This window comes from Kitasatospora sp. NPDC005748, from assembly GCF_040630735.1.
Taxonomy (GTDB): Bacteria; Actinomycetota; Actinomycetes; order Streptomycetales; family Streptomycetaceae; genus Kitasatospora.
On sequence record NZ_JBEXYD010000014.1, the window covers coordinates 94,601 to 119,754 of the forward strand.

A 25,154-nucleotide genomic window follows, 5' to 3' on the forward strand; every position below is an offset into this window, starting at 1 on the left:
TCCGGCGCTCCCCACGCCCAGGGTGCGGTCGTAAGCGCCGCGGACGTGGTCGACGCAGGGCGACTGCCCGGACGAACCGCTGCGTGTGCTCGGACTCGCCGTCCCCGGAGCCGTCCCGGAGCCGTCCCCGGAGCCGTCCCGGAGCCGTCCCGGAGCCGTCGCGCGGAGCCGGCCCCGGGGCGGTCGGCCGCGCCCGCTCGGTGCCCCGTCCTCACACGATGGTGAAGATCTGGGTGAGACCCGTGATCGCGAGGATGCGCAGGGTGTTCTCGGGCACCGCGGTCAGGGTCAGCTCGGCACCGGCGGCCTGGGTGTGGCGGCGGGCGGCGAGGAGGGCGGTGATGCCGCTGGAGTCGCAGAACTCCACGCCGGACAGGTCGATGACCAGGCACTGGCCGGGGCGCAGCGCGAGGTACTCCACGCGTGCGCGCAGGGTGGGAGCGTGTTCGTAGTCGAGGTCGCCGACGACCTGCAGAGCGGGGCCGGTGGGCGCGTCGCGGTGGGTGATGTTCAGTGGGTTCATCGCCGTGGGTTCGTCGTCGGGCGGATGGGGGAGTCGGTGGCGGGGACGCCGAGGGCGAGCAGAGCGGTGTCGTCGTCCAGGCCGTCGCCGAAGCTCTTCAGCAGTGCGGTGAGGGCGCTGATCGTCTCGTCGGGTGGGGCGGGGGCGTGGTCGGCGGCGAACGCGAGCAGGGCGTCGTCGCCGAAGAGGCTTTCCCGGGTCGGGCCGGTGCGGGCCTCGGTGAGGCCGTCGGTGTAGAGGAGGATCGTCTCGCCGGGCGCCAGGGTGGTGCGGGCGGTGGTGAACGGGGCGTCGGGCAGGATGCCGATGAGCAGGCCGCCCGGGGTGGGAAGGTACTCGGTGCTGCCGTCGGCGCGCAGGACGAGGGCAGGGGGGTGGCCGCCGGAGGCGATGCGCACGCCGACGCGGCCGTCGTCGTCGGCGGGTTCGACGACGCCGAAGACGGCGGTGCAGTAGCGCGGGTCGCCCGCGGCGGCGTAGTGCTCGTGCAGGACGGCGTTGAGGGTGGTCAGTGCCATGGCGGGTTCGGGGTCGTGCAGGGCCGCGGCGCGCAGGGTGTAGCGGGTGAGCGAGGTGAGGGAGGCGGCCTGGGGTCCCTTGCCGCACACGTCACCGAGGAAGAACGCCCAGCGGCCGTCGTCGAGGGGGAACAGGTCGTAGAAGTCGCCGCCGAGCCGGTCGGGGGAGGCGGTGTGGTAGTAGGCGGCGGCCTCCAGCCCCGGTACGGCGGGCAGTGACGAGGGGACGAGGGACTTCTGCAGGACGGTGAGGGCCTCGGCCAACCGCTGCCGGTCGGCCTCGGCCTGCCGCAGGGCGGCTTCGGCCTGCGCCCGTGCGCGCTCGGCCTCGGCGCCGGCCCGCTCGGCCTGCGCCCGGGCCCGCTCGGCCTCGGCGCGGGCCCGCTCGGCCTCCGCCTGGGCCTGCTCCGCCTCGGCGCGGGCCCGCTCGGCGTCCTGGCGGCGGCGCAGGAGTTCGGCCTCGTAGGCGCGGCGGTCGGACGCGTCGAAGACGGTGCTGCGGATCAGCAGCGGCTTCCCGCCGGTGCCGCGCTTGAGCACGGAGGACACCAGCACCGGCAGGCGGCCCCTGGCCGCGGTCCTCATCTCCAGCGCGATGCCGTGCAGTTCGCCCTGCATCTGCAGCAGCGGCGCGAAGTGCGTCTCGTGGTACAGCTTTCCGCCGACGGTCAGGAGGTCGGCGAAGCGCATCCGGCCCACCACCTCCGCGCGTTCGAGGCCGAGCCAGTCGAGCAGGGTGGTGTTGATCTTGGCGATGGTGCCGTCCATCAGCGTCGACAGGTAGCCGCAGGGCGCGGACTCGTACAGGTCCTCGGCGCTGTCCTCCAGGAGAGCGCTGAACGCGGCCGTCGTCGCGGCCTGATCGCCGGCTCCCGCCCGCTCCGGTCCGTCACCGGGGCGGGTCATCACCGGCGCTCCTCCAGGAAGGCCAGGATCGCTTCGGCGGTGGCCTCGGGCGCGCTCAGCTGCGGGCAGTGTCCGGTGGCGTCCAGGGTGACCAGGCGCGAGGAGGGGATCGCGGACCGCACGTACGCGCCGACCTCGCGCGGGGCGATCACGTCCTGGGAGCACTCCAGGACCAGGGTCGGCACCCGGACGCTCGCGAGGTCCCCGCGGCTGTCGCTGAGGAAGGTGGTCCGGGCGAAGACCCGGGCGATGTCCGGGTCCGTGGCGCAGAAGCTGTTCGTCAGCTCCTGCCCCAGCTCCGGCCGCTCCGGGTTTCCCATGATCACCGGCGCCATGGCGGAGGACCAGCCCAGGTAGTTCGACTCCAGGGAGGTCAGCAGCTCTTCGATGTCCTCCGTGCTGAAGCCGCCCCGGTAGTCCTCCCCGTCGATGTAGCACGGTGAGGGGGCCACCATCACCAGCGCGCCGATCCGCTGCGGCGCCGCCTCGGCGGCCAGGACCCCCACCATCGCGCTGACCGAGTGCCCGACGAAGGCCGCGTCGTGCAGGTCCAGCTCCTCGCACACCTCCACCACGTCCTGCGCGTAGCCCCGGAGCGAGGAGTACCGCTCCTCGCTCCAGGTCGAGAGGTCGGACCCACCGGAGCCGACGTAGTCGAACAGCACCACCCGGTACCGCTCTGCCAGGGCCGGCACGATCAGGCGCCACATGTTCTGGTCGCAGCCGAACCCGTGCGCCAGCACGACCACCGGCCCGTCGGCGGGGCCGGCGAATCTCACGTTGTTCCTGCGGCGAATGTCCATGCCACGCATCCTGCCACCTCGCCGGGGAGGTGACCGCCGTCGGCCCGACGAGAACGGCCCGCCCGGCCACCGCGCCGGCTGCGGGACCCGGCCGGCCCCACCCTTTCGTGGGGCGGATACACAGGGAATGTTCGCTGCGCCCGGTCGTGGGGGTGCCCCGCGTCCCGACCCCGCCCACTCCTCCGCCCCGCTCCGCCGGGCCCCGCTCCGCGGGGCCGAGGGGTGGGCGTGGGCCGCGTTCGAGGGCCGTCCCCGCCGGGCAGCGGGGACGGCCCTCGTCGGGGGCGGCACGGCGCCCGGCGCGGCTTTCGCTACCCGCGCATGATGGCGGGTTCGTGGCGGCGCAGCAGTCGGCTGACCAGCACCCCGCAGAGCACCGAGAGGACGACCATCATGCCCAGGTCGAGCAGCAGGGTGCCGACGGAGTGGGTGAAGAGCGGGTCGTCGCTGAAGGTGGCCGGGAAGGCCGCGCCGAGGTCGAGGGTGGCGGCCATCGCGGCGAAGGCCCAGCGCGAGGGGACCAGCCAGGAGAGCTGATTGAGCACCGGCGCGCCGTTCAGCTGGAGCAGCGCGCCGCAGAAGACGACCTGGACGATGGCGACCAGCACCAGCAGCGGCATGGTCACCTCCTCCTTCTTCACCAGCGCCGAGATCACCAGGCCCAGCATCATCGCGGTCACCGAGAGCAGGGCGACGGCGAGGGTGATTTCGAGCAGCGGGGGCAGCAGGACGCCCTCGGTGCCCGGTGGCCCGAGCTGCACCCCCGCCAGGGCGACCATGGTGAGGACCACCGACTGGACGACGGTGATGGTTCCGAGCACCACGATCTTCGAGCAGAGGTACGCGGATCTGGACAGGCCGACGGCTCTCTCGCGTTGGTAGATACTGCGTTCCTTGACCAGTTCGCGCACCGCGTTGGCGGCGCCGATCAGTACGCCGCTGACGCAGAGGATGAGCAGGGTGTTGAGGGCGGTGGAGTCGTCGAGGCGGCTGCCGGCCAGGGCCCGGGTCAGGGCGCCCATGACGAACGGCAGAGCGATCATGACGGCGAGGAAGGTGCGGTCGGCGGAGAGCGCGGTGGCGTACCGCCGTACCAGGGTGGAGACCTGCTTGCTCCAGCCGCTCGGCTTGGGCTTGGGCAGGGGCGGCACCACGGCGGCCGCCGGAGCGGCGCCGCCGGGCTGCCCGGCCTGTCCGAGCTGCCCGGGCTGGGGCGGTCGTGCGGTCGCGCCCGCGATGTAGCGCTTGTACGGCGGCGAGGCGCGGTACTGGCCCGCCCAGTCGCGGTCGGTCTCGTTCTCGAACGCCTCGAAGGCCTCGGACCAGTGCTTGAACCCGAAGTGGTCGAGGGTCTCGCCGGGCGGCCCGTACCAGGCGAGGCGCCCGCCGGGGGCGAGCAGCAGCAGGCGGTCGCACAGGTCGAGGCTGAGCACGCTGTGGGTGACCACGACGATGGTGTGCCCGTCGTCGGCCAGGCCGCGCAGCATCTGCATCACCGAACGGTCCATGCCCGGGTCGAGGCCGCTGGTGGGCTCGTCGAGGAAGAGCAGGGACGGCTTGGTGAGCAGTTCGAGGGCGACGCTGACCCGTTTGCGCTGGCCGCCGGAGAGGGTGGAGATCACCTGGTCGGCGCGTTTGGTCAGACCGAGTTCGGTGATCACCTCCTCGACCCGGGCGGAGCGTTCGGCGGGGGCGGTGTCGCCGGGGAAGCGCAGCTCACCGGCGTAGCCGAGGGCCCGGCGGACGGTCAGCTGGGTGTGCAGGATGTCGTCCTGCGGCACGAGGCCGATGCGGTGCCGAAGTTCCGCGTAGTCGTGGTACAGGTCGCGGCCGTCGTAGCGCACGGTGCCGCGGTCGGCGGGACGCAGGCCGGTGAGAGCGTTGAGCAGGGTGGACTTGCCGGCGCCGCTCGGACCGGCGACGGCGAGCAGGCAGTGCTGGCCGACCGGGAAGGAGACCTTGTCGAGCAGGACGCGGCCGTCGCCCACCTCGACGGTGAGGCCTTCGACGTCGAGGTCGATGTCGCCGGTGTCGACGAACTCCTGCAACTGGTCGCCGACCAGGCAGAAGGCGGAGTGGCCGATGCCGACGATGTCGGCGGGACCGACCAGGGCCTGCCGGATCGGCAGGCCGTTGAGGTAGGTGCCGTTGTGGCTGTCCAGGTCGGCGATCTCGTACCGGCCGTCGGAATGGGCGCGCAGTTCGGCGTGGTGCCGGGAGACGGACAGGTCACCGAGCACCAGGTCGTTGTCGGGCGCCCGGCCGATCCGGATCACCTTGGCGGGCAGCCGGCGGACGCTGGTCGGCGGCCGGTCCAGGCCGGTGATGGCGGTCAGCGCGGAGGGCTGCGGGTCCCTGACCACGGTCGGCCTGTGCAGGGCGCTCAGGGTGCAACAGGGGCCGTCGGAGGCGTTGCCGAACCGCAGGATGTACCCGGGGCCGACGTCCAGGTGCTGGACGCGGTGGCCCTGGCAGAAGGTGCCGTTGGTGGAGCCGGCGTCGTCGAGCATCCAGTGGCCGTCGTCGACGTGCAGGACGGCGTGGTGCCAGGACACCCTCGGGTCGGTGAACACGACGTCGCTGGTGGGGTCACGCCCGACGGCATAGCTGTGCCCCGGGCTCATCACCTGCGAGTCACTGTCGGTCTCGATGAGGAGCTGCGGCGCGGTGAGCGCGAATTCTCGCTCTGCCATACCACCGATGCTAGACGAGTCGGCCCGATAGTTCCCCAGCCGGCCGGGCCCCCGGCGGAGCCGCGGACGTGGGGGCGGCGCTCGGCCACGGCGGGTGACGGCCGGGGTTCCGGTCACCCCCCGGGACCGGGACAGCGGCCCGCGTACGAGCCCGCCCGTGCCCCGGTCGGCCGCCCGGCGCGGACCGGCGCCGGAGGGCGTCTACGATCCTGCTGGTGAAGACCTGGACGGAGCTCCCCGCCGAGACCGATGTAGAAGCCGTCGTCCGCCGCTACTTCGGCCTGCTGCGGTTCGGAAGGATCTCCGAGGCCGAACAGCTCGTCGAGCACGCGCCGGTCCGGCACGTGCTCACGTCCCTGTGGGCGGGCGCTCGCGAAACCGGCGCCGAGGAGGCCGGGGCGGGGCGCGGCCCCGCGGCCGACGCGTGGGAGCGGGACCTGTCCTGGCTGGGCGACCTCGACCTCGCCGACTTCAGTTGGGGGCCCACCGGCAGCCACCTCTACGTGGAGCTCACCTGCCGCGGCCGGAGGATCGAGCTGGCCCTGGGCTTCTGGGTCAGGCCCACCGACACCGGCTGGGTCCTCACCGGACCGGCCACCCTCTGGTAGCGGGCCCGACGAAGCGGGCCGGGGGTCCGTGCCGCCGGCGGGGCCGGATCTTCGTCACGTCGATCGTGCTTTGGTTCGCGCCGCTCTGCTGCGAGACTGGGATCATGACCCCTGACCGTCGCAGCCTCGGGCTGCCCGCGTTCTCCGAGCCCGTCGCCGATGCCTCCGCCGTGCCCGCCCAGTCCGGCGGCCGCCGACTGCTGCCGGTCGAGCAGGGCGCCGACTTCCGCCAGCCGCCCACCGAGACCGTCGACGAGCCCGCCCCGGTGCGGCGCCCGCTCGGCGTCGGCGGCCTGACCTTCTCCGACCCGGACCGGCAGATCTGACCGGCTCCGTGCGTGCCGCCGCGCGGTCCTGACCTGCGGCGGCCGCCCGATCACCCGGGCGTTCGCCGCGCTCACTCCGGCGACGTCACTCCGGCGACCTCTCTTCGGCGACTTCGCTTCGCCGGCGCGGCCGGGCTGCCGGACCTGGACCGGCCACCCGGCGAGTCGCCGGGCCGGAACCGTCAGGACCACGTGACGCCCGGAGGCGTCGACCCTGCCGGTCAGCGCCGGAACTGGCGCCGGTACACGGCGGGGCTGACGCCCATCATCTCCCGGAAGTGGTGGCGAAAGCCCGCGACGGTCAGTCCCACCCGGGCGGCCACCCCCTCGATCGGCTGGTCCGCGGACTCCAGCAGGACGGCGCCGGCCCGGATCCGCTCCCGGGTGATCCAGCGTCCCGGCGGCAGACCGGCCGCGTCGACGAAGCGGCGTTCGAACTGCCGGACCGACAGGTGCGCGAGCCCGGCCAGTTCCTCGACGGCGAGGCGCCGGTGCAGGTTGTCCCGCGCGAACCGCATGGCGGTGTCGACCGGATCGTCGGACGGCGCCCTGCCCACCGGATGCTCCGCGAACTGGGCCTGGCCGCCCTCGCGGTGTACGGCCACGACCATGCGGCGGGCCACCCGGGCGGCGACGTCGGCGCCGTGGTCGGTGCGGACGAGGTGCAGGCAGACGTCGATGCCGGCGGCGGTTCCGGCGGCGGTGACGACCGACCCGTGGTCGACGTAGAGCACCGACGCGTCGACCGCCACCGCCGGATGACGTTCCTGGAGCAGCCGCGCGTGCCGCCAGTGCGTGGTCGCCTCCTTCCCGTCCAGCAGGCCGGCGGCGGCCAGGGCGAAGGCGCCGCTGCAGATGGACACCACGCGCGCTCCTCGCGCGTGCGCGTCCCGCAGCGCGTACAGCACGGCCGGGGCGACCTCACGGCGCACGTCCGCGACCCCCGGGACGATGACGGTGTCGGCGTACCGGAGGCGGTCCAGCCCGTGGTGCACCACGATGTCGAAGCCCCCGACGACCCGGTGCGGTCCGGGGGTCTCGGCGCACAGCTCGAACCGGTACCACCAGTCCACCGCCAGCTCCGGCCGGGGGACCGCGAACACCTCGGCGACCGTGGAGAGTTCGAACGGGGCCATGCCGTCGAAGGCCAGGCAGGCGATCCGGTGGCTACGCATGGCGGAATCCTAGCGGCACGCGTCTTTTCCGACACTGCCCCGCGAGGCCCGCGAGGCCCGAACCTGGTGGCATGCCAATCGACAGCACCGCACCGCTCACCTTCGGAATGCTCCTCTTCGACGAGGTCGAGGTCCTCGACATGGGCGGCCCCTTCGAGGTCTTCAGCACCGCCGGCCGGCTGGCCCGCACCGCCGACGACAGGCCCCTGCTGCGCGTCGTGACGGTCGCGGCCGGCGACCGCCCGGTCCGTGCGCGCGGCGGGCTCGGGATCCTGGCGGATCACACCCTGGACGAGGATCCGCCCTTCGACGTGCTGGTGATCCCCGGCGGTGTCACCACGGCGGTGGAGGCGGACCGGGAGGTGATCGACTGGCTGGCCCGGCGCCGGGAGACCTCCGCGCTGACGTTCAGCATCTGCACCGGGGCCTTCCTGCTCGCCGCCACCGGAGCGCTGGACGGCCGCCCGGCCACGACCCACTGGGAGGACCAGGAGGAGCTGGCCCGGCGTTGGCCCGGCGTCCGGGTGCGCACCGACGTCCGGTGGGTCGACGACGGCGACATCGTCACCTCCGCCGGGATCAGCGCGGGGATCGACGCCAGCCTGCACCTCGTGGGCCGGCTCTTCGGCGAACGGCTCGCCCGCCGCACCGCCCGCCAGATGGAGTACACCTGGACACCCGAGAGCACCGCCGCCGGGGCCGGGCGGCCCTGATCGCGGTGGGTTTCCGGATCCCGTCCGGCCCGGTCGAGCGGCGGCGGGCCGGACGCCGCCAGGTCGCCCCCCGCACCGTTGGCCGAGATCATCCTTGCCAACCGCCAAGTCGGCATGCCGTCCCGGCGGCGGCCCGGTCCGGTGGACTACGCTTCGTGACCATGACTACCGGGACGGCCTCGCGCCACACACGGATCGGCGACCCGGTGCTCTCCTGAGCGCCGAACGGGCCGGTACGGGCCCGCTGTTCGAGCGAGGGCCCGGCCGGCCGAGGACCGGCCCGCCCGGCGCGTCGCGGCGCCCGGACCCTCGGCCCGCGCCCGGCGTCGCCCGGGCTCCGCCCCTTGTCGTGTGGACCACGGGTTCGACACATCAACCACGACAGGAGAGTTCATGCCCATCGAGACGCTGCGGATTCCCACCCCGGACGGCGAGGCCGACGCGTTCGCCGCCTTCCCCGACGACGGCGAGCGGCACCCCGGGGTGCTGATGTACGCCGACGGCTTCGGTATCCGGCCCGTGCTGCGGGAGCTGGCCCTCGAACTGGCCGGGCACGGGTACTACGTGCTCGTCCCCAACGTCTTCTACCGGCACGGCCCGACACCGGTGCTCGACCTTCCCGCGCACATCGGAGCGCAGGCCCGGCCCGCGGTCTTCGCCCAGCTGATGCCCTTGATCGAGGCGCACACCGCCGAGCGCGCCCTGAGCGACGCCGAGGCCTACCTCGGGTTCCTGACCGCCCGGCCCGAGGTCGGCGACGGTCCGGTCGCGGTGACCGGCTACTGCATCGGCGGTCTCCTGGCGATGCGCACCGCCGCGGCCCACCCCGGCCGGGTGGCCGCCGTCGCCGCGTTCCACGGCCCCGTGGGCGCCGACGGGCCCGGCCTCTTCTCCAGGCTCACCGCCCAGGTCCACCTCGGCCATGCCGAGGGCGACATGACACCCGAGGCACTCGCCGAGCTCAACCGGGCCCTGGACGCCGCGGGTGTCGACCACACCTCCGAGATCTACCCCGGCACCCTCCACGGCTTCACCATGGCCGACACCGACGCCTTCAGCCCGTCCGGGCTGGAGCGCCACTGGGACCGGCTGCTCCCACTCCTGGACCGCACCGTGGCGAAGGGCTGAGGCCTCCCGAGCGGACACCGACCTGACGGACCGGGCCGGGGAGTCCCGACGGGAGCGGTCGCCCCGGCGGGCGGTCAGGTCGATCCGACCGCGGCTTCCGCGGAGTGCGCTTCCGGCCAACGGTCCAGCCGCGCCGGGGGTGCGGACCGCCGCCGGATCGCGGCCGCGGCGTCGCCGGGAGCGTGTACGACACGGTTCCCGCCGGCGCCGCGCTCCCCGATCCCCGCACCTTCCCTGCGGGCCCGAGGCCTCACGAACGCCGCCCTCGCCGTCGGGCCGCGGGGGACAATGGGGTGCCGAGGCGAGGGAGCGTGGGATGACGACGGCACGCGAGTGGATCGAGCTGCTGGGGCTTGAGCCACATGTGGAGGGCGGGTACTTCCGGCGTACGTTCCAGGCGGACCACCGCGCCCGGGTGCGCACGCCGGCGGGTGAGCGGTACACCCTCACCTCCATCCACTACCTGCTGACCTCCTGGTCGCCGATCGGCCACTGGCATCTCAACCGGTCCGACATCCTGCACTTCCACCACCACGGTGACCCGATCACGTACCACCTGCTGCTCCCTGACGGAACAGCGGAGACCGCCGTCCTCGGCCAGGACCCGGCCCGGGGGCAGCACCTCACGCTCGCCGTCCCGGGCGGTGTCTGGAAGGCCTCGCACCTCACGTCCGGCGACCACGGGCTGATCAGCGAGGCGGTCGCACCTGGCTTCGACTTCGCCGACATGACCCTCGGCCGGCCCGCGGACCTCGTGGCCCGGTTCCCGGGCCACGAGGAGCTCATCCACCGCTACTGCCGCTCCTCCGAACCGGTCTGAGCCCCGCCCCGCCGCCCGTTGCCCGTCGCCTGACGCCGGGGGCCGAACGGCTGATGAACGGGTCCCATGGGTTGGGCGGGGCCCGGCCGACGGGAGAACGTTGGCATGCAACGTGACGAGATGCTGCGCCTCTTCGAGGTCCACCGCGAAGCCGAGAGAGCGCGCGACTTCGATGCCGTGCTCGCGACCTTCACCGACGACTGCTTCTTCGAGACGGTGGCCCTCGGACGCCGGGTCGAGGGGAAGGCGGCCACCCGTGCCGCTTACGCGGCCTTCTTCACCGCCTTCCCCGACATCGTGCCCGTCGACCAGGGCATGACCTTCGGCGACGACGTGATCGTCGTCTGGGGCGAGCTGCGCGGCACGAGCGGCGGCCCCTGGCTCGGTGTCCCGCCGGGTGGCGGGTCGTTCGTGGTGCCGTTCGCCAACGTCGCGCCGTTCAAGGACGGCCGGATGGCGGGCGAGCGGATCTACTTCGACCTCGCCACGCTCTGCGAACAGGCCGGACTGTCGACCGAGGAGATCAGGGCCGCCGCGAGAGCGGCGCCCGGGAGCGGTCCCAGCTGACACCCTGCCATGCCCAGGCTGCGCCGATCGGAGCGGCCGGGGACCGCGCGTCGTGCCGGCTCGCGGTCAGCGGGCCCTCCTCGGGGCGAAGGGGGACCGGCGTTCGCGCACGGCCGCCACCGCCCTGGCGACCTGGGCGTCGAAGGCGTCGAGCTGCTCGGCCTCGGCGGGGCTCGCGACGAAGGTGCGTCGGTCACAGGCCGTGCCCCCGCGCCAGATCCGTTCGATCGCGCGGGTCGCGGTGATGTCCGTCAACGGGTCACCGGAGACCAGGACCAGATCCGCGCGCCGCCCGGCCGCGATGCGTCCCCGGTCGGCGAGGCCGAAGACCCGGGCCGGCTCGGCCGTGGCGGCGGCCAGGGCCCGCGCCGGGCCGATGCCGCACCGGACCAGGAGCTCCAGCTCCCGGTGCAGGCTCGCCCCGAACACGGTCCCCGGGTTCGGGGCGTCGGTGCCCGCCAGCAGCGTGATCCCCGCGTCGGCCAGCCGCCGTACGTTCTCCTCGGCCCGGGAGTAGGGCGGCATCGCCCGGCCGCGCCGGCCCGGGGCGGCCGAGGTCAACCGCCGTGTCCAGGCTTCGCCGAGCGGCCCGGCGAGCCGCGGGTCGCCCGCCACGGCCGCGCCACCGGGTTCACCGAGGGTGTTCTCGATGGTGGCGAGCGTCGGACCGACCGCGATCCCGGCCTCGGCCATGCGTCCGACCAGAGCCTCGCCCAGCTCGGCGTCCACGGGGACGTGGGCCAGCACGTCGACACCGGCGGCCACCACCTCCTCGACACCGGCCACCGAGCTCACATGGGCGACGACGAGCAGGCCGCGGGCATGAGCGGCGGTGACCAGCGCGGTGACGGTCCCGGAGTCCAGCGACGGCCAGAGACCGCCGGTGCCCGAGATGATCTTCAGATAGTCCGAACCCGCCGCGATCCGCTCCGCGACGAACCGCTCGGCCTGGTCGGCGGCGGTCAGGGTCGGGAACGGGGCGTACATCAGCGACGGGTGTCCGTCGGGCGCCGTGGCACCGACACCCGAGGAACGCACATCGGCCACGTCCGGACGGGAACCGGCCTGCTCCTTGGCCCGCGCCACCAGGTCGGGCTTGCTGAACATGTCGAGAACGGTGGTGACGCCGAAGGTCAACGACTGTGCGAGGGCGCCGGGGACGAGGTGCACGTGCGCGTCGATCAGTCCGGGGAACACCGTTGCGCCACCCGCGTCGACCACGTCGTCGCCGTCCCGGGCGGCCGGGGCCGCCGAGCACTCGGTGATCAGCCCGTCGGCGAACCGGACCGAAGTCCAGTCCCGCGACCTCGTGCCGTCGAACACCTTGGCGTTCACGATCGTCGTTGCCGCGGCCATGGCGTCCACCCCCGGGGGATCCTGAGTAGGGCGGGACGGCGAGAGACCACCCGAGGTCCTCGACCTCACCGGCGCGGAAGCCGCCCGCCACGCAGGGAGTCTACGACCCGCGCCACCCACCGGTGCGGGGTCGGTGCCGTCCGCGGACGGCACCGACCCCGCACGAGCTCACCACGCTCGCCCGACCAACGCTGCTCAGCGGTTCTTCGGCGGCGGCTATCCGGGGCGGTGGACGCTGAGCTCGCCGTACGCCGGGAGGACGGCGGCCAGGTCGCGGGCCTGGTCGCCGGGTGCGCCTCGCAGGACGGCGTCCAGGAAGGCGCGGGTGGCCGCGGCGACGACGCGCGGGCTCTCGACGCGGCCCAGGGTGCCGACGATCGAGGGCACGGGCGGCAGATAGAGGGGGCCGTCCATGAAGGTGAGGTGCGCGGCGCCGGGGACGGTGAGCCGGTAGCTCGTCGCGGTACTGGACCCGAGCGCCTCGGTGAGGCGGGGCAGGTAGCGGGCGTCGGTCGCCGGGGTGATGGCCTGGGTGAGCGCGAGCACCGGCTGGACGAGGGACGGCGTGGTCGGGCCGTGGGGGAAGCCGTCCAGGTCGACGACGGCGTCGAACCGGCGGTCCTGCCGGGCCGCCTGCAGCGCCGCTGCCCCACCCATGGAGTGGCCGGCCACCGCGACCCGGCCGGTGTCCAGGCGTCCGTTCAGCGGGTCGGCGATCGCACCGCGGTCCAGACCGTCCAACTGGGTGAGGACGAAGCCGAGGTCGGCGGCCCGGATCGCGGTCCACCCGGCCGCGAGCTTCTCGTCCTCGTCCGGGTCGCCGCTGGAGGCGGTCTCGGTGGTGATCGTCCGGCCGTCGGCGAGGACGACGGCGGCGGAGTCGTACGGGTGGTCAAGGGCGGCGACCACGTACCCGTGGCTGGCCAGCTCCTCCGCCCAGGCGGTGTTCTGGGTACGCACCCCGCCCGACCCGGGAGAGAACAGCACGACGGGGAACCGGCCCCCGCCACCGTCCACCGGGGCGTCGAAGACCGAGCGGGAGCGGGCGTGCGGAACCCCGTCGACCAGGAAGCCCGGCAGGCCGACCCCCTGGGCGAGGGCGTCGGAGACGGTACGCGCCTCCTGCTCCGTGCGTCCGAGGTACTGGGCCCGCCGCGTGCCCGAGGGGCTCCGCTGCGCGGGGTACCAGAGCTGGACCACGACCGTGCGCCGGTCGTCCGGGTCGGCGGTGAAGGTCTCGGGGCGCAGCGGGTCGGTCCACTGCACCACCCGGGTGCCGACCGCGAAGTCGCCCGACGGCTCGGGGAAGACGGGTACGGGGAAGGCCCAGGCGGCCGCCGGGCCGGTGGCGATCAGGCCGGCGCAGGCCAGTGATCCGGGCAGCGCCAGCCACCAGCGGGCCCGCCACGCGGGTCGGCCGGTAGGGCGTCGCCGCAGGGGAAGGACGGCGAACGGCAACGCGAAGGCGGCGCCCGCCAGTACCGGCAGCATCTGCCAGCGGACTCCCGCCACGGCCAGCAGGATCGCGGACAGCACCTCGACCGCCCCGGCCGCGATCGTGACGCGCGGGCGGGCGGCGGGGGGCAGCCAGCGCGCCACCACCAGTGCGACGGCGCCCAGCAGGACAACTGTTTCCAGGGGGGACATGGACAGCCCCGTGATGATCTCGGTCACCCGCCCATCGTCGGCGCCGGGCCTGCGCCGCCACATCGATCCCGGGTCGTCGCCGGGTACGACCGCGGTCGTCGTCCGGAGCGGGCCCCGTACGACCGCGGTGGCAACCGACTGCGCCGGACCAGCGGCCGGCCTGCGACCACGGGAGGTGGCGCGACTCCTCCTGCGGTCGTATGCGGCCCGGTGCCGATCAGTCGCTGGACTCATGTGCGTCGCGGGGCCCGTGACCTACCGTGAACAGGGCCGCGGTACCTGCCGTGCGGCGCGAGGCGGACGCTTCCCGTACCCGCCTCGGCCGCGGGCGGTACGCGGACGTGGCCCCGGCCGGGGCCACGCCGGTGCTGGAACGACAGGGACGTGTGATGACCGAGGCGGCCGCGGAACCCGGCGCCACCCACCCGGTGCGCCGCCGCGACCGGGGGCGGTGGGCGCGTACGGCCCTGCGGCCGGCGCGGCACGCCGACCCGGCCACCGGGCGGGCGGCGCGACCGGTACCCGCCGCCTGGCGCCGGGGCGTCCGGCTGCCACCCCTGGTCTGGGACTCGCTGTTGCCGGCGCTCCTGCTGCTCAACATCGTGACCACGGACGGGTCGCACGAGTTCCCGGCGGCCGTGGCCCTCACCGCCGCCCTCGCGCTGCCCCTGCTGTGGCGGCGCCGGGCCCCGCTCACGGTGTTCGCCGCCGTGACGGCCGCGGCCTTCGTCCAGTGGCTGATGGGCATCCAACTGCCCGCCGACGTGGCCCTGCTGGTGGCGCTCTACACGGCGGCCGCGAACTCGGGCCGCCGCGGGACGCTCGTCGCCGGTGCCCTCGTCGAGGCCGGCGCCCTGCTGGCCTGCCTGCGCTGGGCGCCGCACGGCGCGTTCCTGACCCCCTTCGTCGCGGTCACCGCGATGGTCGTCGCCGCCGCCGTGCTCGGTGTGAACGTGCGGACCACGCGCGCCTACCTCGCGGCCCTGGAGGAACGGGCCGACCGCCTGAGACAGCAACAGGACCAGCAGGCGCGCCTGGCCGTCGCCGAGGAGAGGACACGCATCACCCGGGAGATGCACGACATCGTCACCCACAACCTGTCCGTCATGGTCGCGCTCACCGACGCCGCCGTCTACGCGCAGCACCGGTCGCCCGACAAGGCCACCGCCGCGATGCTCCAGATCTCCGAGACCGGCCGACAGGCCCTGACCGACATGCGGCGCTCGCTCGGCATCCTGCGGACCGACGAGCCGGACGCGGAGCGCCACCCGCTGCCCGGCATCGCCCAACTGGAGGCGCTCGCCGACCAGATGTGCGCCGCCGGGCTGCCGACCGGCCTGGAGGTCCACGGCGGCTACACCCACATCCCCGCCACCGCGCAACTCACCGTCTACCGCCTGGTACAGGAAGCCTTGACCAACACCCTGAAGCACACCCCCGCCGGCACCCGCGCGACGGTCCGGATCCGGTGCTCGACCGAGGCCGTCACCGTGGACATCACCGACAGCGGCCCCCACCGGCCACGGCCCGCCGCCGCACCGTCCGGCCACGGCATCCCCGGCATGCGCGAGCGCTCGGCCGCCTACGGGGGCGCGCTGCAGGCCGGACCTCTTCCGGAGGGCGGTTGGGGAGTCCGTACCCGCCTCCTCCTCGGCAGCGGCGGAGCGGCGTCCGTATGACCATCCGCATCCTGATCGCCGACGACGAAGCCCTGCTCCGGATGGCCTTCGCCACCGTCCTGGAGGCCCAGCCCGACATGGCACCGGTCGGCGAAGCCGCCGACGGCGCCGGGGCGGTGCGCCTCGCCCGGGAGCTGCGCCCCGACGTCGTCCTGATGGACGTCCGGATGCCCGGGACGGACGGGATCGAGGCGACCCGGCAGCTCGTCGAGATCGCCCCGCAGAGCAGAGTGCTCATCCTCACCACCTTCGACCTGGACGAATACGCCTTCGCCGGACTCAATGCCGGAGCCTCGGGCTTCCTGCTGAAGAACACCAGGCCAGAGGAACTGCTCACCGCGATTCGCAACGTCGCCGCGGGCGACGCGGTGGTGTCCCCGCGGATCACCCGCCGCCTGCTGGAGAACTTCCGCCCGCACATCCCGGGCGGCGGCACCGACGGCGACGACCGGCTGAGCCGGCTCAGCGCCCGTGAACGCGAGGTGCTCGTCCAGGTGGGCCGCGGCCTGTCCAACAGCGAGATCGCGGCCGCCCTGTACCTCGCGGAGGGGACGGTGAAGTCCCATCTGGGGCGGATCCTGCAGAAGCTCGAACTCCGCGACCGGGTCCAGGCTGTGATCTTCGCCTACGACAGCCGCCTCATCCACCCGGCGTGACGCCGGCGCCGCCGGTGGCGGCGCCGGCCGGGCGCCCACGTCGGGGGCCGGCACCCTTCAGGCCTCCAACGCGCCGGCGACCGGGCGTCCCGCCACACCGACACGGTGAGCCGACGGGACCGGCGGCGCTCGGTGGTCAGCTGCGGAGGGGACGCTGTAACTGATCGATGACCGGGGATTGCGTCCGACAGCGACGGACATCGCCGCAGCGGAACGGGATGGGAAGCTCTTCGACCACGTTGTTCGGCGGGAGATTCCGGCCGGACCGGCGGCTCACCCCACCGGTCCGCCGCCGGTGAAGAACTCGACCAGCCCGTACGGTGCCCGGTCGCCGATGCAGAGGTCCAGGATCGCGGACGCACGCGTCGCGGCGCTCGCGCTGCGGGGGAACAGCTCAGCCTCGTACGCGGCGAGGGCCGCTTCGGTGTCGCCGGGGTGCGTGGCGATCGCCCGCCCGAGCTCGGCGCCGTCGAGCATCGCGAGGTTGGCGCCCTCGCCCGCCGGGGGCGCCAGGTGTGCGGCGTCGCCGAGCAGCGTCACCCCAGGCACGCGGTCCCAGCGGTGACCGACCGGCAGTGTGTGCAGGGCGCGCCCGACGGGTGCGCTCTCGCCCTCGGTGATCAGTGCGGTGAGCTGCGGGGCCCACCCCTCGAACTCCGCGGCCACCGCGGCCCTGGCCGCGTCGGCGTCGGCGAAGTCGATCCCGGCGATCCAGTCGGCGGGGCGGGTCAGCTGGACGTAGGTGTGCAGCACTCCCTCGGCCTCCCGGTGGGCGGAGATCCCCTGCCCGGGGGCGAGCGCGAACATCGACCCGGCGCCGACCGCCGCGGCCGCCGCCGGGTGCCGCTCGTCGGCGTCGTAGAGGTAGGTCTCGACGAAGCACGTGCCGAGGTACTCCGGCTCCGCAGCGGAGAGCAGGGGCCGGATCCGGGACCAGGCGCCGTCGGCGCCGACGAGCAGTCCGGTGGTCACGGCCGACCCGTCCGTGAACGCCACCTCGTGCCGGCCGCCGCCGAGGGGCCGGGCCCCGGCGACCTTCCGCCCCCAGACGACCGTCCCTTCGGGCAGCGATTCGACCAGGATCCGGCGGAGGTCGCCGCGGAGCACCTCGGGGCGCCGGCCGGTGCCGTCGTCGGGCTCGTCCAGCAGCACCGTGCCGTGCCGGTCGAGCACCCGGGAGGCCTCGCCGCCCTCGTGGACGATCGCGCGGAACTCCTCGGTGAGGCCGGCCGCCGCCAGCGCGCGCTGCCCGTCGTGCTCGTGGATGTCGAGCTGGCCGCCCTGCGTCCGGGCCTGCGGGGAGGGCTCGGCCTCGTAGACCGTCGCGGAGATGCCGTGGACGTGCAGGACGCGGGCGAGCACCAGCCCGCCGAGCCCGGCGCCGATGATCGTGACGGGAGTGCCGGGTGCGTTTGGCACGGTCGGTGCGGTGGTCATGGCGGTGCCCTCTCTGCTCGCGGGCGGTCTCCGCCCGGCCGAACCGTGGAACGTCGTTCCAGGGCCAGAATGGAACACCGTTCCAGTCCTGTCAAGCTGGAACGGTGTTCCAGGTGTGCCAGGATGGAGGCATGGCAACCAGCGCGCGCCGCGCCGAGCGGCGGGACGAGCCGCTCTCCCGCGAGCGCATCGTCGAGACGGCCGTCGAACTCCTCGACCGTTCCGGCGAGGGCGGTCTCACCTTCCGCGCCCTGGCGCAGCAGCTCGCCACCGGCCCCGGCGCGATCTACTGGCACATCGCGAACAAGGACGAGCTCCTCGGCGCGGCCACCGCCGCCGTCCTCACCGGCGCCCTCACCGCCGCCGCCCCCGGCAGCACGCCGCAGCAGGCCGTCCGCTCCCTGGCGCTGGGCGTCTTCGACGCGATCGACGCCCACCCCTGGGTCGGCGCCCAGCTCGCCCGGCCCTTCTCGCCGTCGCCGCTGCTGCGCCTGATGGAAGGCCTCGGCCGCCAGGTCCAGGCCCTCGGCGTCCCCGAACCCGAGCTGTTCGGCTCGGCGTCCGCCCTGCTGCACTACATCCTGGGGGTGAGCAACCAGAACGCCGCCAACGCCGTCGCGGCCGCCACCCACCGCCCGCCGACGAGCCGGACCGCCTTCCTGGCCGCCACCTCCACCGCCTGGGCGGAGCTCGACCCCGACGAGTTCGCGTTCGTCCGCACCGTCGCCGGCCAGATGCGCGAGCACGACGACCGCGAGGAGTTCCTCACCGGTGTCGACCTGATCCTGACCGGCATCACCGCCCGGCTCCGAGCGGCGGCCCCGCCGGCGGCCGGGCCCGCGCGCGAGGTCTGACCCCGGCCGTCCGGCCGCCGGGTGCCGCGCCGTCGCGACTGGCTCCGGATCCGGAAATCCCCGGCTCCTCGGCCGGCCTCGTGGGAGCCGCTCTCCACGAACGGGTGAAATTCCTCCCCGGTCCTTCGTGTCCGGAACGTATCCGCCGGACGGGGGAACGGCGGTCGCTATGTTGGCTGTCCCGGACCCCCTCGGCCCGGGCCCCGGCCGGGGCCCGGGGCGGTCTCCCGTCGGTTCCGTGCCTCGGCGACCTCAACGCTCGGCCAGGGCGCGACACCGCCGACGGGGCCGGGCACCATGCGTCGGTTTCCCCCAGCAAGGAGAGCTCGTGCTTTCGAAGAAGATGAGGCTCGCGCGTTCCCTGGCCGTGGCACTCGCCACGGCCACCGCGTTCACCATCACCCTGCCGAGCGGCAACGCCTACGCCATCAACCACGTGGAGTGCGTCGGTGGTGAGGACTTCCTGAAGATCTGGTCGCACCTCGACGGGCGCCAGAGCGTCGACTGCTACGCGAACGCCGGAAGGACGAGCTTCGGCAACTGGTGGGTCGACCGCATCTCCACCGGGAACAACGACCTGATCTACTACGACGCCAACGGCGACTCGGTGCGGATCGACCGCTGGCACGACATCACCTTCCCCAACAACCCTCCGAAGGTGAAGGACATCCAGATCCTCTGACGCGTTGACGGTTCCGCGGCGGACCGCCGCCCTGCGCGCGGGCGGCGGCCCCCGCGGAACCGACCGGGCGGCGTCTCTCGCCCCCGGACCGCGCGGTCCTTGACGGGCGCGTCACGTGCGTGTTTCCCCGGATTGCGCTTCCGGTGGAGCACTTGAGCGCCGCCGGGCCTTGTGTGAGTGTGGGGCCGACGTCCGGTGATCGAAATCCGGGCCGTGACAGTCGAACCGCGCAGCTCCGACCGGGCCCGTCGCGGAGGACGGAGGAACCGGTGCCCTCGCCCTCGCAACCGCTTCGGAAGCTGGGATTCCTGACCATCGGCCTGTTCGACCCGGCCGATCCCCGCCACGGGCACGAGTCGACGCTGCGGCTCGTCGAACTCGGCGAGCGCCTGGGATTCGACAGCGCCTGGCTGCGCCACCGGCACCTGCAGTACGGGATCTCCTCGCCCGTCGCGGTGCTGGCCGCGGCCACCCAGCGCACCAGCCGCATCCACCTGGGCACGGCGGTCATCCCGCTGGGGTGGGAGAACCCCCTGCGGCTGGCCGAGGACCTGGCGACCGTCGACCTCCTGTCCGGCGGCAGGCTCAACCCCGGTGTCAGCGTGGGCCGTCCCGGGCACTACGACCGGATCGCCCCCGCGCTCTACCCCGACACCGCCGAGGCCGAGGACTTCAGCTACGAACGGGTGCGCCGGCTGCTGGACTTCGTCCGCGGCGAGCGGGCCACCGACTTCAGCGGGACCGAGGGCATCGAGGTGTACTCCGACCGCGTCCAGCCCGTCGCGCCCGGTCTGGCGGACCGCCTGTGGTACGGCGGCGGGAGCCTGCGCTCGGCCCGGTGGGCGGGCGAGCAGGGGCTGAGCCTGCTCACCAGCAGCGTGGTGCGGGCCGAGGAGTCGGAGGACTTCGCCGAGATCCAGCGCTCGCAGATCGCCGCCTTCCGCGCCCACCACCCCGCCGGTGCCGGCGCCCGGGTCTCCCAGGGGCTGGTCGTCATCCCCACCGACGGGGCCTCGGCGCAGCAGCGCGCCAAGTACCGCGCGTACGTGCGGAGTCGGATTCCGCGCACCACCGCCCCGCAGGGACCGGCGCGGATGCTCTTCGCCCCGGACCTGATCGGCACGTCCGCCGAGATCGCCGAGCAGCTCTACGCCCACGCTGGGTTCCGGGAGGTCGACGAGGTCGTCTTCGCACTGCCGTTCTCCTTCGACTTCGAGGACTACGTCCAGATCCTCACCGACATCGCCACCGGCCTCGGCCCCGCGCTCGGCTGGCGGCCCGCGCACTGAGACACCCCTGCCGCGGCCGTCCCCGCGGCGCGCCTGACGTGAAGTCAGGGGGCTCCGGCCGGGCACCGCTCCTCGGCGGCCCCGCCGGGGCCCGGGGGGTGAAACCACGGCCGGCGCACCGGCGTTCGCTACGAGCCTCCGTCTTCTGCGGGCGCGCCGGTCCGGCCGGAGCGGGACGCGCGTCCCACCATGCGGGACGGCCGGTCCTCCGGTGCCGGGGCCCTTGACGCGGCGCGGATCCGGGATGACACTCCGGAGCAGGAATCCTCGAACGTGGGTGGGAGAGCCGTGAGGCACGCGGAGCCGGTCGTCGATGGCGTGGCCCACGCTGTCCGGCTGCGCCCGGTGCTGACGTGCCGCCGCCACATCGACCTGCAGCGGGTCTGCAGCAGCCTGGCAGGAGCGCCCGCTCCCCATGGCGCGGCGGCCCTCGCCGTCTGATTCCCCACCGGGCACTCGCCCGCCCCGAGTTCCGCCCTCCCCGCTCCTCCCGCACCCGATGCGTCGCACGCGCGTGCGCGCACCCCCGACCCCTGGGAGACCCATGTCCGACGCCTCCTCCTCCGCCGTCCCCTCCCTCCGCGGCCGGATCGGCCGCGACGCCCGCAGCGGGTACTACGCCGTGCCGCACCGCTACCGGCTGCACCTCACGCTGTCCTGTCCGCACTGTCTGCAGATCGCCGTCACCCACAGCCTGCTCGGCCTCGACGACACCCTCCCGGTGACCCTGCTGCCGGCGCTGCCGGACGACGGCGCCGGCGGGTACCTGGCGCTGCGGCCGCTGTACGAGGCGAGCGCGCACCAGTACCCCGGGCCGGCCGTGGCGCCGGTGCTCAGCGACAGCTGGAGCGGACGGATCGTCAGCACCGACACCACCGAGATCCTCACCGACCTGGCCCGGCGGTTCCCCGGCCCCGACCTCCACCCGTGCGGCCTCGACACGGCGATCGAGGCGGTCCGGGAGCTGTGCGAACGGAGCATCAACGCCCCGGCCCAACGCGCCGGCCGGGCCGACGCCACCGCGGCCGAGCGCGCGACGGCCCTGCGGAGCCTGCTCGACGGGCTGGCCGCGATCGAGCACCGCCTGGCCACCCGGGAGTTCCTGCTGGGCGAGGAGCTGACCCTCGCGGACGTGGAGCTCTGGGTGACCCTGGTGCGGCTGGACACCGTGCACCGCTGGCACCTGGACGCCACCGCCGTGCATCGCATCGCCGAGCACTCCCGGGTGTGGGCCCACGCCCGGCGGCTCGCCGGACACCCCGCCTTCGGCCGCCACCTCGATCTGGACGGCATCGCCCGCCGCCACCACACCCGCTGCCAGGGCGAGGAGGCCGCGGGCGCGGCGATCCAGATCGTCGACTGGGCGGAGCACGCCCGGCGGCGGGTGCACTCCGGCTGAGCGGCGGCGTCGGCCGGGAGGTCACCACGAGCCCCTGCCTGTGCCGGTAGCTCGTTGCTCCGGCCGCGCCCCGTCGCCCGCCTCGTTCCCGTCGATGCCGGAGAGGCGGCTGGTCCGGTCGGCTGTCACGGCGTGCGCGTGGTGGCGGCCGGGGGTTGGCTGGTCGGGGTGGATACCTGGACGCCGATGAAGGAGGAGTGGTCATGGCCGTGGTGATGTCGATGCTCTGGGCCGACGCGACGCCGGAGCAGTACGACACGGTGCGGGACGCCGTGGACTGGGAGCAGGTCCCCGGGGCCGGGGGACAGCTGCATGTGGCCTGGTTCGACGCGCGGGGTCTCCACGTGACCGATGTGTGGGAGTCCCGGGAGGCGTTCGAGGCGTTCATGGCCCAGCGCCTCACCCCCGCGATCGCGACGGCCGGGATCAGCGGGGCTCCGGAGGTGTCCTTCGCCCCGCTCCACCGCCGGTACGTCGCGCCCGGGATCACCGGTGCGGCATAGCGATTCCTGACACGTGCACCCCGGCGGCGCCGAGCTCGTACGGCGCCGCCCGCCGGGGCGGCCGGACCGTGCCCGGCCCGGCCGCCCCGACCACCCGCCGGCCCCCAGCCGGAGCGTGCCGCCACCTGCCCACCGAACGGGTTCAGGGTTCGCGACGGGCTTCCTCCAGGAACCGCGCGACCAGGGGATTCCGGTCGTCGCGCCGCCAGGTCATCGCGACGGTGGTGCGTGTGGTGTTCGGCTCGATCCGGCGGTACGCGACGCCTTTCAGCCGGATCCGGCGGATGCTCGCCGGGGCGAGCGAGACGCCGAGCCCCGCCTCCACGAGCGCGGAGACCGTCTGCCACTCCACCGCCTGCTGTCCGAGGCGCGGCTCGAATCCCGCGTCGCGGCACAGGTGGAGGATCCGGTCGAGCACGGTCGGTCCGGCGCTGCGGGGCAGCAGCACGAACGGCTCGCCCGCCAGCGCCTCGACGGGGACCACGCGTCGGGCCGCGAGGGGGTGGGACCGCGGCAGGACGGCGACGAACTCCTCGGACAGGATCACCTCGTTCAGCAGCCCCGGCTCGTCCGGCGGCTCCCGCAGGAGCCCGAGGTCGATCACCTGCTCGTGCAGGGCGGTCAGCTGCACCGCCGTGGTCATCTCCCGGATCTCCATCTCCACCGCGGGGTACCGGTCGTGGTAGGCGCGCAGCAGGCCCGGCAGGACACTCAGCGCGAGTGATCCGGAGAAGCCGATCCGGATGCGACCGGCCTCGCCGGCGGCTACGGCCCGCGCCGCGCTCAGTGCGGCGGCGACCTCGTCGAGCGCGTGCCGCGCGGCCGGCAGGAGCTCCTGTCCTGCCGGGGTGAGCGCGACCCGGCCCGGCGCCCGGGTGAACAGCGGGTGCCCGACCTTCGCCTCCAGACGGCGGATCTGCTGACTGAGCGGCGGTTGTGCGATGCCCAGCCGCTCCGCCGCGCGTCCGAAGTGGAGTTCCTCGGCGAGCACGGCGAAGGCGTGGAGTTGGTGCAGTCCGAGTTCCGGGCGATCCATACCGCCAGAGATATCACACGAGGGTTTCCGTGCTATTGGACATATCACCCGCTGGTTGCCTAGCTTTCGCTGCATGACAGAGCGACGCGCGATCCTGAGCGGTTCCACCTTCGAAGAAGAGATCGGCTACGCCCGGGCGGTGGTGGACGGCGACCGGGTGCACGTGTCGGGGACGACCGGGTTCGACTACCCGACCATGACCATCTCCGACGACGTGGTGGAGCAGGCGGAGCAGTGCCTGCGCAACATCGCGGAGGCACTGGCACAGGCGGGTTGCACCTTCGCGGACGTCGTCCGGGTCAGGTACCTCCTGCCCGATCGCGAGGACTTCCCGCCGTGCTGGCCCGCCCTGCGCCGCACCTTCGGGGCGGTGCGACCGGCCGCGACGATGCTCGAATGCGGCCTCTCCGACCCCCGGATGAAGATCGAGATCGAGGTCGACGCACGCCGGCCCGCAGGGCCGGGTACCGTCTCCGCCGTTGACTGACCCGGCAGGCGGCGCCCCGGACCGGGTGGCCCGGCCGCCGACCGTCGTCGAGGGCGGAGCCGGTGTCTTGGCGCGGGCTGCGGAGCCGGTGTCACGGCGCGGGCTGCGGGGCGGCCTCGGTGGGCGTGAACGAGGACGCGAAGGTGAAGGCGCGGGGAGACGGACCGTGCTCCCGCAGGTCGGTCAGTCGCGCCAAGGCCTCGCCGACGGTGGGGAGGTGACCGGCGGGGATCCACCAGAGCACCAGGTGTGCCTCGGCGTGCCGGTGGAACCATTCGCGCCGCCGTCGTGTCGCGTCCAGGTGGCCACTGCGGTAGGTGAAGTCCCAGAGGGCTTCCTGGCTCTCCCACACCGACAGGTTGACGATGACGTTCTCGCCCGCCGGGCGCAGTCCGGTCGCGTCGGCCTCGCCGTCCTCGGTGAGCCGCCACACGAAGCCTGGCGCACCGTCGGCGGCGGTGTTGATCGGTTCGAGCAGCTCGACGAACGGTGCGGTGCGGGGGTCGTCGAGGGGGTGCCGGAGGGTGGCGACATTGAGCTGGGCCAGGTGGAGGGCGTGCGTGGAGGAGGTCATGGCCTCATCCCAGCACGGCTCGCTTTTCTATGTCAATCAGTATTGGTTTTAGAAGGCTCGACGATCACGCAGCAGTCCCCGGGCCGGGCGTCCATCCGGGCGCGGACGGGGCCGTCCACTCCGAGCAGCCCTTCCAGGAGGGCCAGGTTCATGCCGCAGACGAGGGGCGGAAAGCGCTCGGAGACCGCGTGGAAGGGACAGTTGCGCATGCGGACCACCCCCGCTTCGGCCGCCGCCCCGGTCGCCTCCTCGACGCCGTCGGCGGCGTCGTCGCCCTCGGTACCCCGGTCCTCCCCGGGGGTGTCCAGACGCGGCTCGTACCCGCGCGCGGCCAGCAACTCCATGGCCTCCGCGAGACCGCCGCAGGGTTCCGCCGAGCCGCGCAGCGCCTCCCCCCGGCGGCGCGCGGCCGCGTACAGCCCGGAATCCAGCCCGGCCTGCTCGGCGGCCTCCGCGAGCAGCTCGGCGACGGTCCGGTAGTCACGGGCGGGCAGGGACACCGAGCGCTCGCCCGGCGCCCGCGTGTACACCTTGGCCGGACGGCCCGCCCCCGGCCCCGAGCGGCCCGACAGCCGACGGCTGCCGCTCTCCAGTAGCCCGGCCTCGGTCAGCCGGTCCAGATGGTGCGCGGCGAGAGTGCGCGCCACCCCGGCCGCCTCGGCGGCCTCGTTGCGGCCGACCTCGCGGCCCTGCGCCACCACGTACTCGTACAGGCGTCGCCGCACCGGATCCTGCAACAGTGCGATCGCATCGATGTCGTTCACCCCGCCATTCT

The 25,154-nt window shown here is 74.0% G+C and carries 26 protein-coding genes; 15 read left to right on the forward strand and 11 right to left on the reverse strand.

The window, feature by feature from the left end:
- Positions 1-211: 211 nt before the first annotated feature.
- The 4 genes from ABZ495_RS13990 to ABZ495_RS14005 all read right to left on the reverse strand — a co-directional run bounded on the left by ABZ495_RS13990 (position 212) and on the right by ABZ495_RS14005 (position 5,443).
- Positions 212-523 (reverse strand): STAS domain-containing protein, encoded by a 312-nt coding sequence (locus ABZ495_RS13990; protein WP_329485233.1) that lies wholly within the window; start codon positions 521-523, stop codon positions 212-214.
- The gene (locus ABZ495_RS13995) at positions 520-1,947 is read right to left on the reverse strand and encodes a SpoIIE family protein phosphatase (RefSeq protein ID WP_359835870.1); all 1,428 of its coding nucleotides are present in this window, start codon (positions 1,945-1,947) and stop codon (positions 520-522) included. The genes ABZ495_RS13990 and ABZ495_RS13995 overlap by 4 nt, the downstream gene beginning before the upstream one ends.
- Complete coding sequence (locus ABZ495_RS14000) at positions 1,947-2,750, reverse strand: alpha/beta hydrolase (protein WP_359835872.1); 804 nt, start codon at positions 2,748-2,750, stop codon at positions 1,947-1,949. The genes ABZ495_RS13995 and ABZ495_RS14000 overlap by 1 nt, the downstream gene beginning before the upstream one ends.
- 311 nt (positions 2,751-3,061) lie before the next feature.
- A complete protein-coding gene (locus ABZ495_RS14005) occupies positions 3,062-5,443 on the reverse strand; it encodes an FHA domain-containing protein (RefSeq protein WP_359806766.1) in 2,382 nt (793 codons plus the stop codon).
- A 215-nt stretch (positions 5,444-5,658) separates the two neighbouring features.
- Here ABZ495_RS14005 and ABZ495_RS14010 point away from each other — a divergent pair, with 215 nt between their 5' ends.
- Together ABZ495_RS14010 and ABZ495_RS14015 are read left to right on the forward strand one after the other, a co-directional pair.
- On the forward strand, positions 5,659-6,051 hold the full coding sequence (locus ABZ495_RS14010) for a hypothetical protein (protein WP_359835875.1): 393 nt from the start codon (positions 5,659-5,661) through the stop codon (positions 6,049-6,051).
- Positions 6,052-6,155: 104 nt separating this feature from the next.
- Positions 6,156-6,377, forward strand: coding sequence for a hypothetical protein (locus tag ABZ495_RS14015; protein ID WP_352298391.1), 222 nt, complete (start codon positions 6,156-6,158; stop codon positions 6,375-6,377).
- A 221-nt stretch (positions 6,378-6,598) separates the two neighbouring features.
- Here ABZ495_RS14015 and ABZ495_RS14020 read toward each other — a convergent pair whose 3' ends face one another.
- Positions 6,599-7,552 carry a DJ-1/PfpI family protein gene (locus tag ABZ495_RS14020; RefSeq protein ID WP_359835878.1) on the reverse strand — a complete coding sequence of 318 codons (954 nt, stop codon included), beginning with the start codon at positions 7,550-7,552 and terminating at the stop codon, positions 6,599-6,601.
- A gap of 71 nt (positions 7,553-7,623) precedes the next feature.
- Here ABZ495_RS14020 and ABZ495_RS14025 point away from each other — a divergent pair, with 71 nt between their 5' ends.
- From ABZ495_RS14025 to ABZ495_RS14040, 4 genes are all read left to right on the forward strand, one after another.
- Positions 7,624-8,265, forward strand: a complete 642-nt coding sequence (locus tag ABZ495_RS14025; protein ID WP_359835881.1) for a DJ-1/PfpI family protein — start codon at positions 7,624-7,626, stop codon at positions 8,263-8,265.
- 393 nt (positions 8,266-8,658) lie between these two features.
- The gene (locus tag ABZ495_RS14030) at positions 8,659-9,393 is read left to right on the forward strand and encodes a dienelactone hydrolase family protein (protein WP_359835882.1); all 735 of its coding nucleotides are present in this window, start codon (positions 8,659-8,661) and stop codon (positions 9,391-9,393) included.
- 316 nt (positions 9,394-9,709) lie between these two features.
- Positions 9,710-10,213 (forward strand): cupin domain-containing protein, encoded by a 504-nt coding sequence (locus ABZ495_RS14035; RefSeq protein ID WP_359835884.1) that lies wholly within the window; start codon positions 9,710-9,712, stop codon positions 10,211-10,213.
- A gap of 105 nt (positions 10,214-10,318) precedes the next feature.
- Positions 10,319-10,780 carry an ester cyclase gene (locus ABZ495_RS14040; protein WP_359835886.1) on the forward strand — a complete coding sequence of 154 codons (462 nt, stop codon included), beginning with the start codon at positions 10,319-10,321 and terminating at the stop codon, positions 10,778-10,780.
- Between the two features lie 66 nt (positions 10,781-10,846).
- On the opposite strand, the gene ABZ495_RS14045 is transcribed toward ABZ495_RS14040, so the two are convergent.
- Together ABZ495_RS14045 and ABZ495_RS14050 are read right to left on the reverse strand one after the other, a co-directional pair.
- A complete protein-coding gene (locus ABZ495_RS14045; protein WP_359835889.1) occupies positions 10,847-12,136 on the reverse strand; it encodes an amidohydrolase family protein in 1,290 nt (429 codons plus the stop codon).
- A 216-nt stretch (positions 12,137-12,352) separates the two neighbouring features.
- Positions 12,353-13,846, reverse strand: a complete 1,494-nt coding sequence (locus ABZ495_RS14050; RefSeq protein WP_359835891.1) for a dienelactone hydrolase family protein — start codon at positions 13,844-13,846, stop codon at positions 12,353-12,355.
- Positions 13,847-14,172: 326 nt separating this feature from the next.
- Between ABZ495_RS14050 and ABZ495_RS14055 the strand changes: the two genes are divergently transcribed.
- Together ABZ495_RS14055 and ABZ495_RS14060 are read left to right on the forward strand one after the other, a co-directional pair.
- Positions 14,173-15,462 (forward strand): histidine kinase, encoded by a 1,290-nt coding sequence (locus ABZ495_RS14055; RefSeq protein ID WP_359835892.1) that lies wholly within the window; start codon positions 14,173-14,175, stop codon positions 15,460-15,462.
- Positions 15,459-16,118 carry a response regulator transcription factor gene (locus ABZ495_RS14060; protein ID WP_359835894.1) on the forward strand — a complete coding sequence of 220 codons (660 nt, stop codon included), beginning with the start codon at positions 15,459-15,461 and terminating at the stop codon, positions 16,116-16,118. Before ABZ495_RS14055 ends, ABZ495_RS14060 begins: the two co-directional genes overlap by 4 nt.
- Before the next feature lie 273 nt (positions 16,119-16,391).
- Here the strand turns inward: ABZ495_RS14060 and ABZ495_RS14065 are convergent, their stop codons facing one another.
- Positions 16,392-17,555, reverse strand: a complete 1,164-nt coding sequence (locus ABZ495_RS14065; RefSeq protein ID WP_359806791.1) for an NAD(P)/FAD-dependent oxidoreductase — start codon at positions 17,553-17,555, stop codon at positions 16,392-16,394.
- A 131-nt stretch (positions 17,556-17,686) separates the two neighbouring features.
- Here ABZ495_RS14065 and ABZ495_RS14070 point away from each other — a divergent pair, with 131 nt between their 5' ends.
- The 6 genes from ABZ495_RS14070 to ABZ495_RS14095 all read left to right on the forward strand — a co-directional run bounded on the left by ABZ495_RS14070 (position 17,687) and on the right by ABZ495_RS14095 (position 22,282).
- Positions 17,687-18,409, forward strand: coding sequence for a TetR family transcriptional regulator (locus tag ABZ495_RS14070; protein WP_359835896.1), 723 nt, complete (start codon positions 17,687-17,689; stop codon positions 18,407-18,409).
- A 328-nt stretch (positions 18,410-18,737) separates the two neighbouring features.
- Entirely contained in the window at positions 18,738-19,091 is a 354-nt protein-coding gene (locus ABZ495_RS14075) for a beta/gamma crystallin domain-containing protein (protein WP_329485212.1), read from the forward strand.
- 269 nt (positions 19,092-19,360) lie between these two features.
- A complete protein-coding gene (locus tag ABZ495_RS14080) occupies positions 19,361-20,380 on the forward strand; it encodes an LLM class flavin-dependent oxidoreductase (protein WP_352297020.1) in 1,020 nt (339 codons plus the stop codon).
- Between the two features lie 318 nt (positions 20,381-20,698).
- The gene (locus ABZ495_RS14085; protein WP_359806798.1) at positions 20,699-20,821 is read left to right on the forward strand and encodes a hypothetical protein; all 123 of its coding nucleotides are present in this window, start codon (positions 20,699-20,701) and stop codon (positions 20,819-20,821) included.
- 103 nt (positions 20,822-20,924) lie between these two features.
- The gene (locus ABZ495_RS14090; protein WP_359806800.1) at positions 20,925-21,779 is read left to right on the forward strand and encodes a glutathione S-transferase C-terminal domain-containing protein; all 855 of its coding nucleotides are present in this window, start codon (positions 20,925-20,927) and stop codon (positions 21,777-21,779) included.
- A 203-nt stretch (positions 21,780-21,982) separates the two neighbouring features.
- Positions 21,983-22,282: a hypothetical protein gene (locus ABZ495_RS14095; RefSeq protein WP_359806803.1), complete on the forward strand. Its 300-nt coding sequence runs from the start codon at positions 21,983-21,985 to the stop codon at positions 22,280-22,282.
- Positions 22,283-22,424: 142 nt separating this feature from the next.
- Here ABZ495_RS14095 and ABZ495_RS14100 read toward each other — a convergent pair whose 3' ends face one another.
- Positions 22,425-23,318, reverse strand: coding sequence for a LysR family transcriptional regulator (locus ABZ495_RS14100; RefSeq protein ID WP_359835899.1), 894 nt, complete (start codon positions 23,316-23,318; stop codon positions 22,425-22,427).
- 73 nt (positions 23,319-23,391) lie between these two features.
- Between ABZ495_RS14100 and ABZ495_RS14105 the strand changes: the two genes are divergently transcribed.
- Positions 23,392-23,805: a RidA family protein gene (locus ABZ495_RS14105; RefSeq protein WP_329485206.1), complete on the forward strand. Its 414-nt coding sequence runs from the start codon at positions 23,392-23,394 to the stop codon at positions 23,803-23,805.
- 91 nt (positions 23,806-23,896) lie between these two features.
- Here the strand turns inward: ABZ495_RS14105 and ABZ495_RS14110 are convergent, their stop codons facing one another.
- Positions 23,897-24,379 carry a DUF3291 domain-containing protein gene (locus ABZ495_RS14110; protein WP_359812141.1) on the reverse strand — a complete coding sequence of 161 codons (483 nt, stop codon included), beginning with the start codon at positions 24,377-24,379 and terminating at the stop codon, positions 23,897-23,899.
- A 32-nt stretch (positions 24,380-24,411) separates the two neighbouring features.
- Positions 24,412-25,143, reverse strand: a complete 732-nt coding sequence (locus ABZ495_RS14115) for a helix-turn-helix domain-containing protein (RefSeq protein WP_359812144.1) — start codon at positions 25,141-25,143, stop codon at positions 24,412-24,414.
- Between the last annotated feature and the right edge of the window lie 11 nt (positions 25,144-25,154).

Excerpts from the sequence above, each read along its gene's own strand:
- ABZ495_RS13990 (WP_329485233.1), bottom strand. The coding sequence starts at position 523 with ATGAACCCACTGAACATCACCCACCGCGACGCGCCCACCGGCCCCGCT.
- ABZ495_RS13995 (WP_359835870.1), bottom strand. The coding sequence starts at position 1,947 with ATGACCCGCCCCGGTGACGGACCGGAGCGGGCGGGAGCCGGCGATCAG.
- ABZ495_RS14000 (WP_359835872.1), bottom strand. The coding sequence starts at position 2,750 with ATGGACATTCGCCGCAGGAACAACGTGAGATTCGCCGGCCCCGCCGAC.
- ABZ495_RS14005 (WP_359806766.1), bottom strand. The coding sequence starts at position 5,443 with ATGGCAGAGCGAGAATTCGCGCTCACCGCGCCGCAGCTCCTCATCGAG.
- ABZ495_RS14015 (WP_352298391.1), top strand. The coding sequence starts at position 6,156 with ATGACCCCTGACCGTCGCAGCCTCGGGCTGCCCGCGTTCTCCGAGCCC.
- ABZ495_RS14020 (WP_359835878.1), bottom strand. The coding sequence starts at position 7,552 with ATGCGTAGCCACCGGATCGCCTGCCTGGCCTTCGACGGCATGGCCCCG.
- ABZ495_RS14025 (WP_359835881.1), top strand. The coding sequence starts at position 7,624 with ATGCCAATCGACAGCACCGCACCGCTCACCTTCGGAATGCTCCTCTTC.
- ABZ495_RS14030 (WP_359835882.1), top strand. The coding sequence starts at position 8,659 with ATGCCCATCGAGACGCTGCGGATTCCCACCCCGGACGGCGAGGCCGAC.
- ABZ495_RS14035 (WP_359835884.1), top strand. The coding sequence starts at position 9,710 with ATGACGACGGCACGCGAGTGGATCGAGCTGCTGGGGCTTGAGCCACAT.
- ABZ495_RS14040 (WP_359835886.1), top strand. The coding sequence starts at position 10,319 with ATGCAACGTGACGAGATGCTGCGCCTCTTCGAGGTCCACCGCGAAGCC.
- ABZ495_RS14045 (WP_359835889.1), bottom strand. The coding sequence starts at position 12,136 with ATGGCCGCGGCAACGACGATCGTGAACGCCAAGGTGTTCGACGGCACG.
- ABZ495_RS14050 (WP_359835891.1), bottom strand. The coding sequence starts at position 13,846 with ATGTGGCGGCGCAGGCCCGGCGCCGACGATGGGCGGGTGACCGAGATC.
- ABZ495_RS14055 (WP_359835892.1), top strand. The coding sequence starts at position 14,173 with ATGACCGAGGCGGCCGCGGAACCCGGCGCCACCCACCCGGTGCGCCGC.
- ABZ495_RS14060 (WP_359835894.1), top strand. The coding sequence starts at position 15,459 with ATGACCATCCGCATCCTGATCGCCGACGACGAAGCCCTGCTCCGGATG.
- ABZ495_RS14065 (WP_359806791.1), bottom strand. The coding sequence starts at position 17,555 with ATGACCACCGCACCGACCGTGCCAAACGCACCCGGCACTCCCGTCACG.
- ABZ495_RS14070 (WP_359835896.1), top strand. The coding sequence starts at position 17,687 with ATGGCAACCAGCGCGCGCCGCGCCGAGCGGCGGGACGAGCCGCTCTCC.
- ABZ495_RS14090 (WP_359806800.1), top strand. The coding sequence starts at position 20,925 with ATGTCCGACGCCTCCTCCTCCGCCGTCCCCTCCCTCCGCGGCCGGATC.
- ABZ495_RS14095 (WP_359806803.1), top strand. The coding sequence starts at position 21,983 with ATGGCCGTGGTGATGTCGATGCTCTGGGCCGACGCGACGCCGGAGCAG.
- ABZ495_RS14100 (WP_359835899.1), bottom strand. The coding sequence starts at position 23,318 with ATGGATCGCCCGGAACTCGGACTGCACCAACTCCACGCCTTCGCCGTG.
- ABZ495_RS14105 (WP_329485206.1), top strand. The coding sequence starts at position 23,392 with ATGACAGAGCGACGCGCGATCCTGAGCGGTTCCACCTTCGAAGAAGAG.
- ABZ495_RS14110 (WP_359812141.1), bottom strand. The coding sequence starts at position 24,379 with ATGACCTCCTCCACGCACGCCCTCCACCTGGCCCAGCTCAATGTCGCC.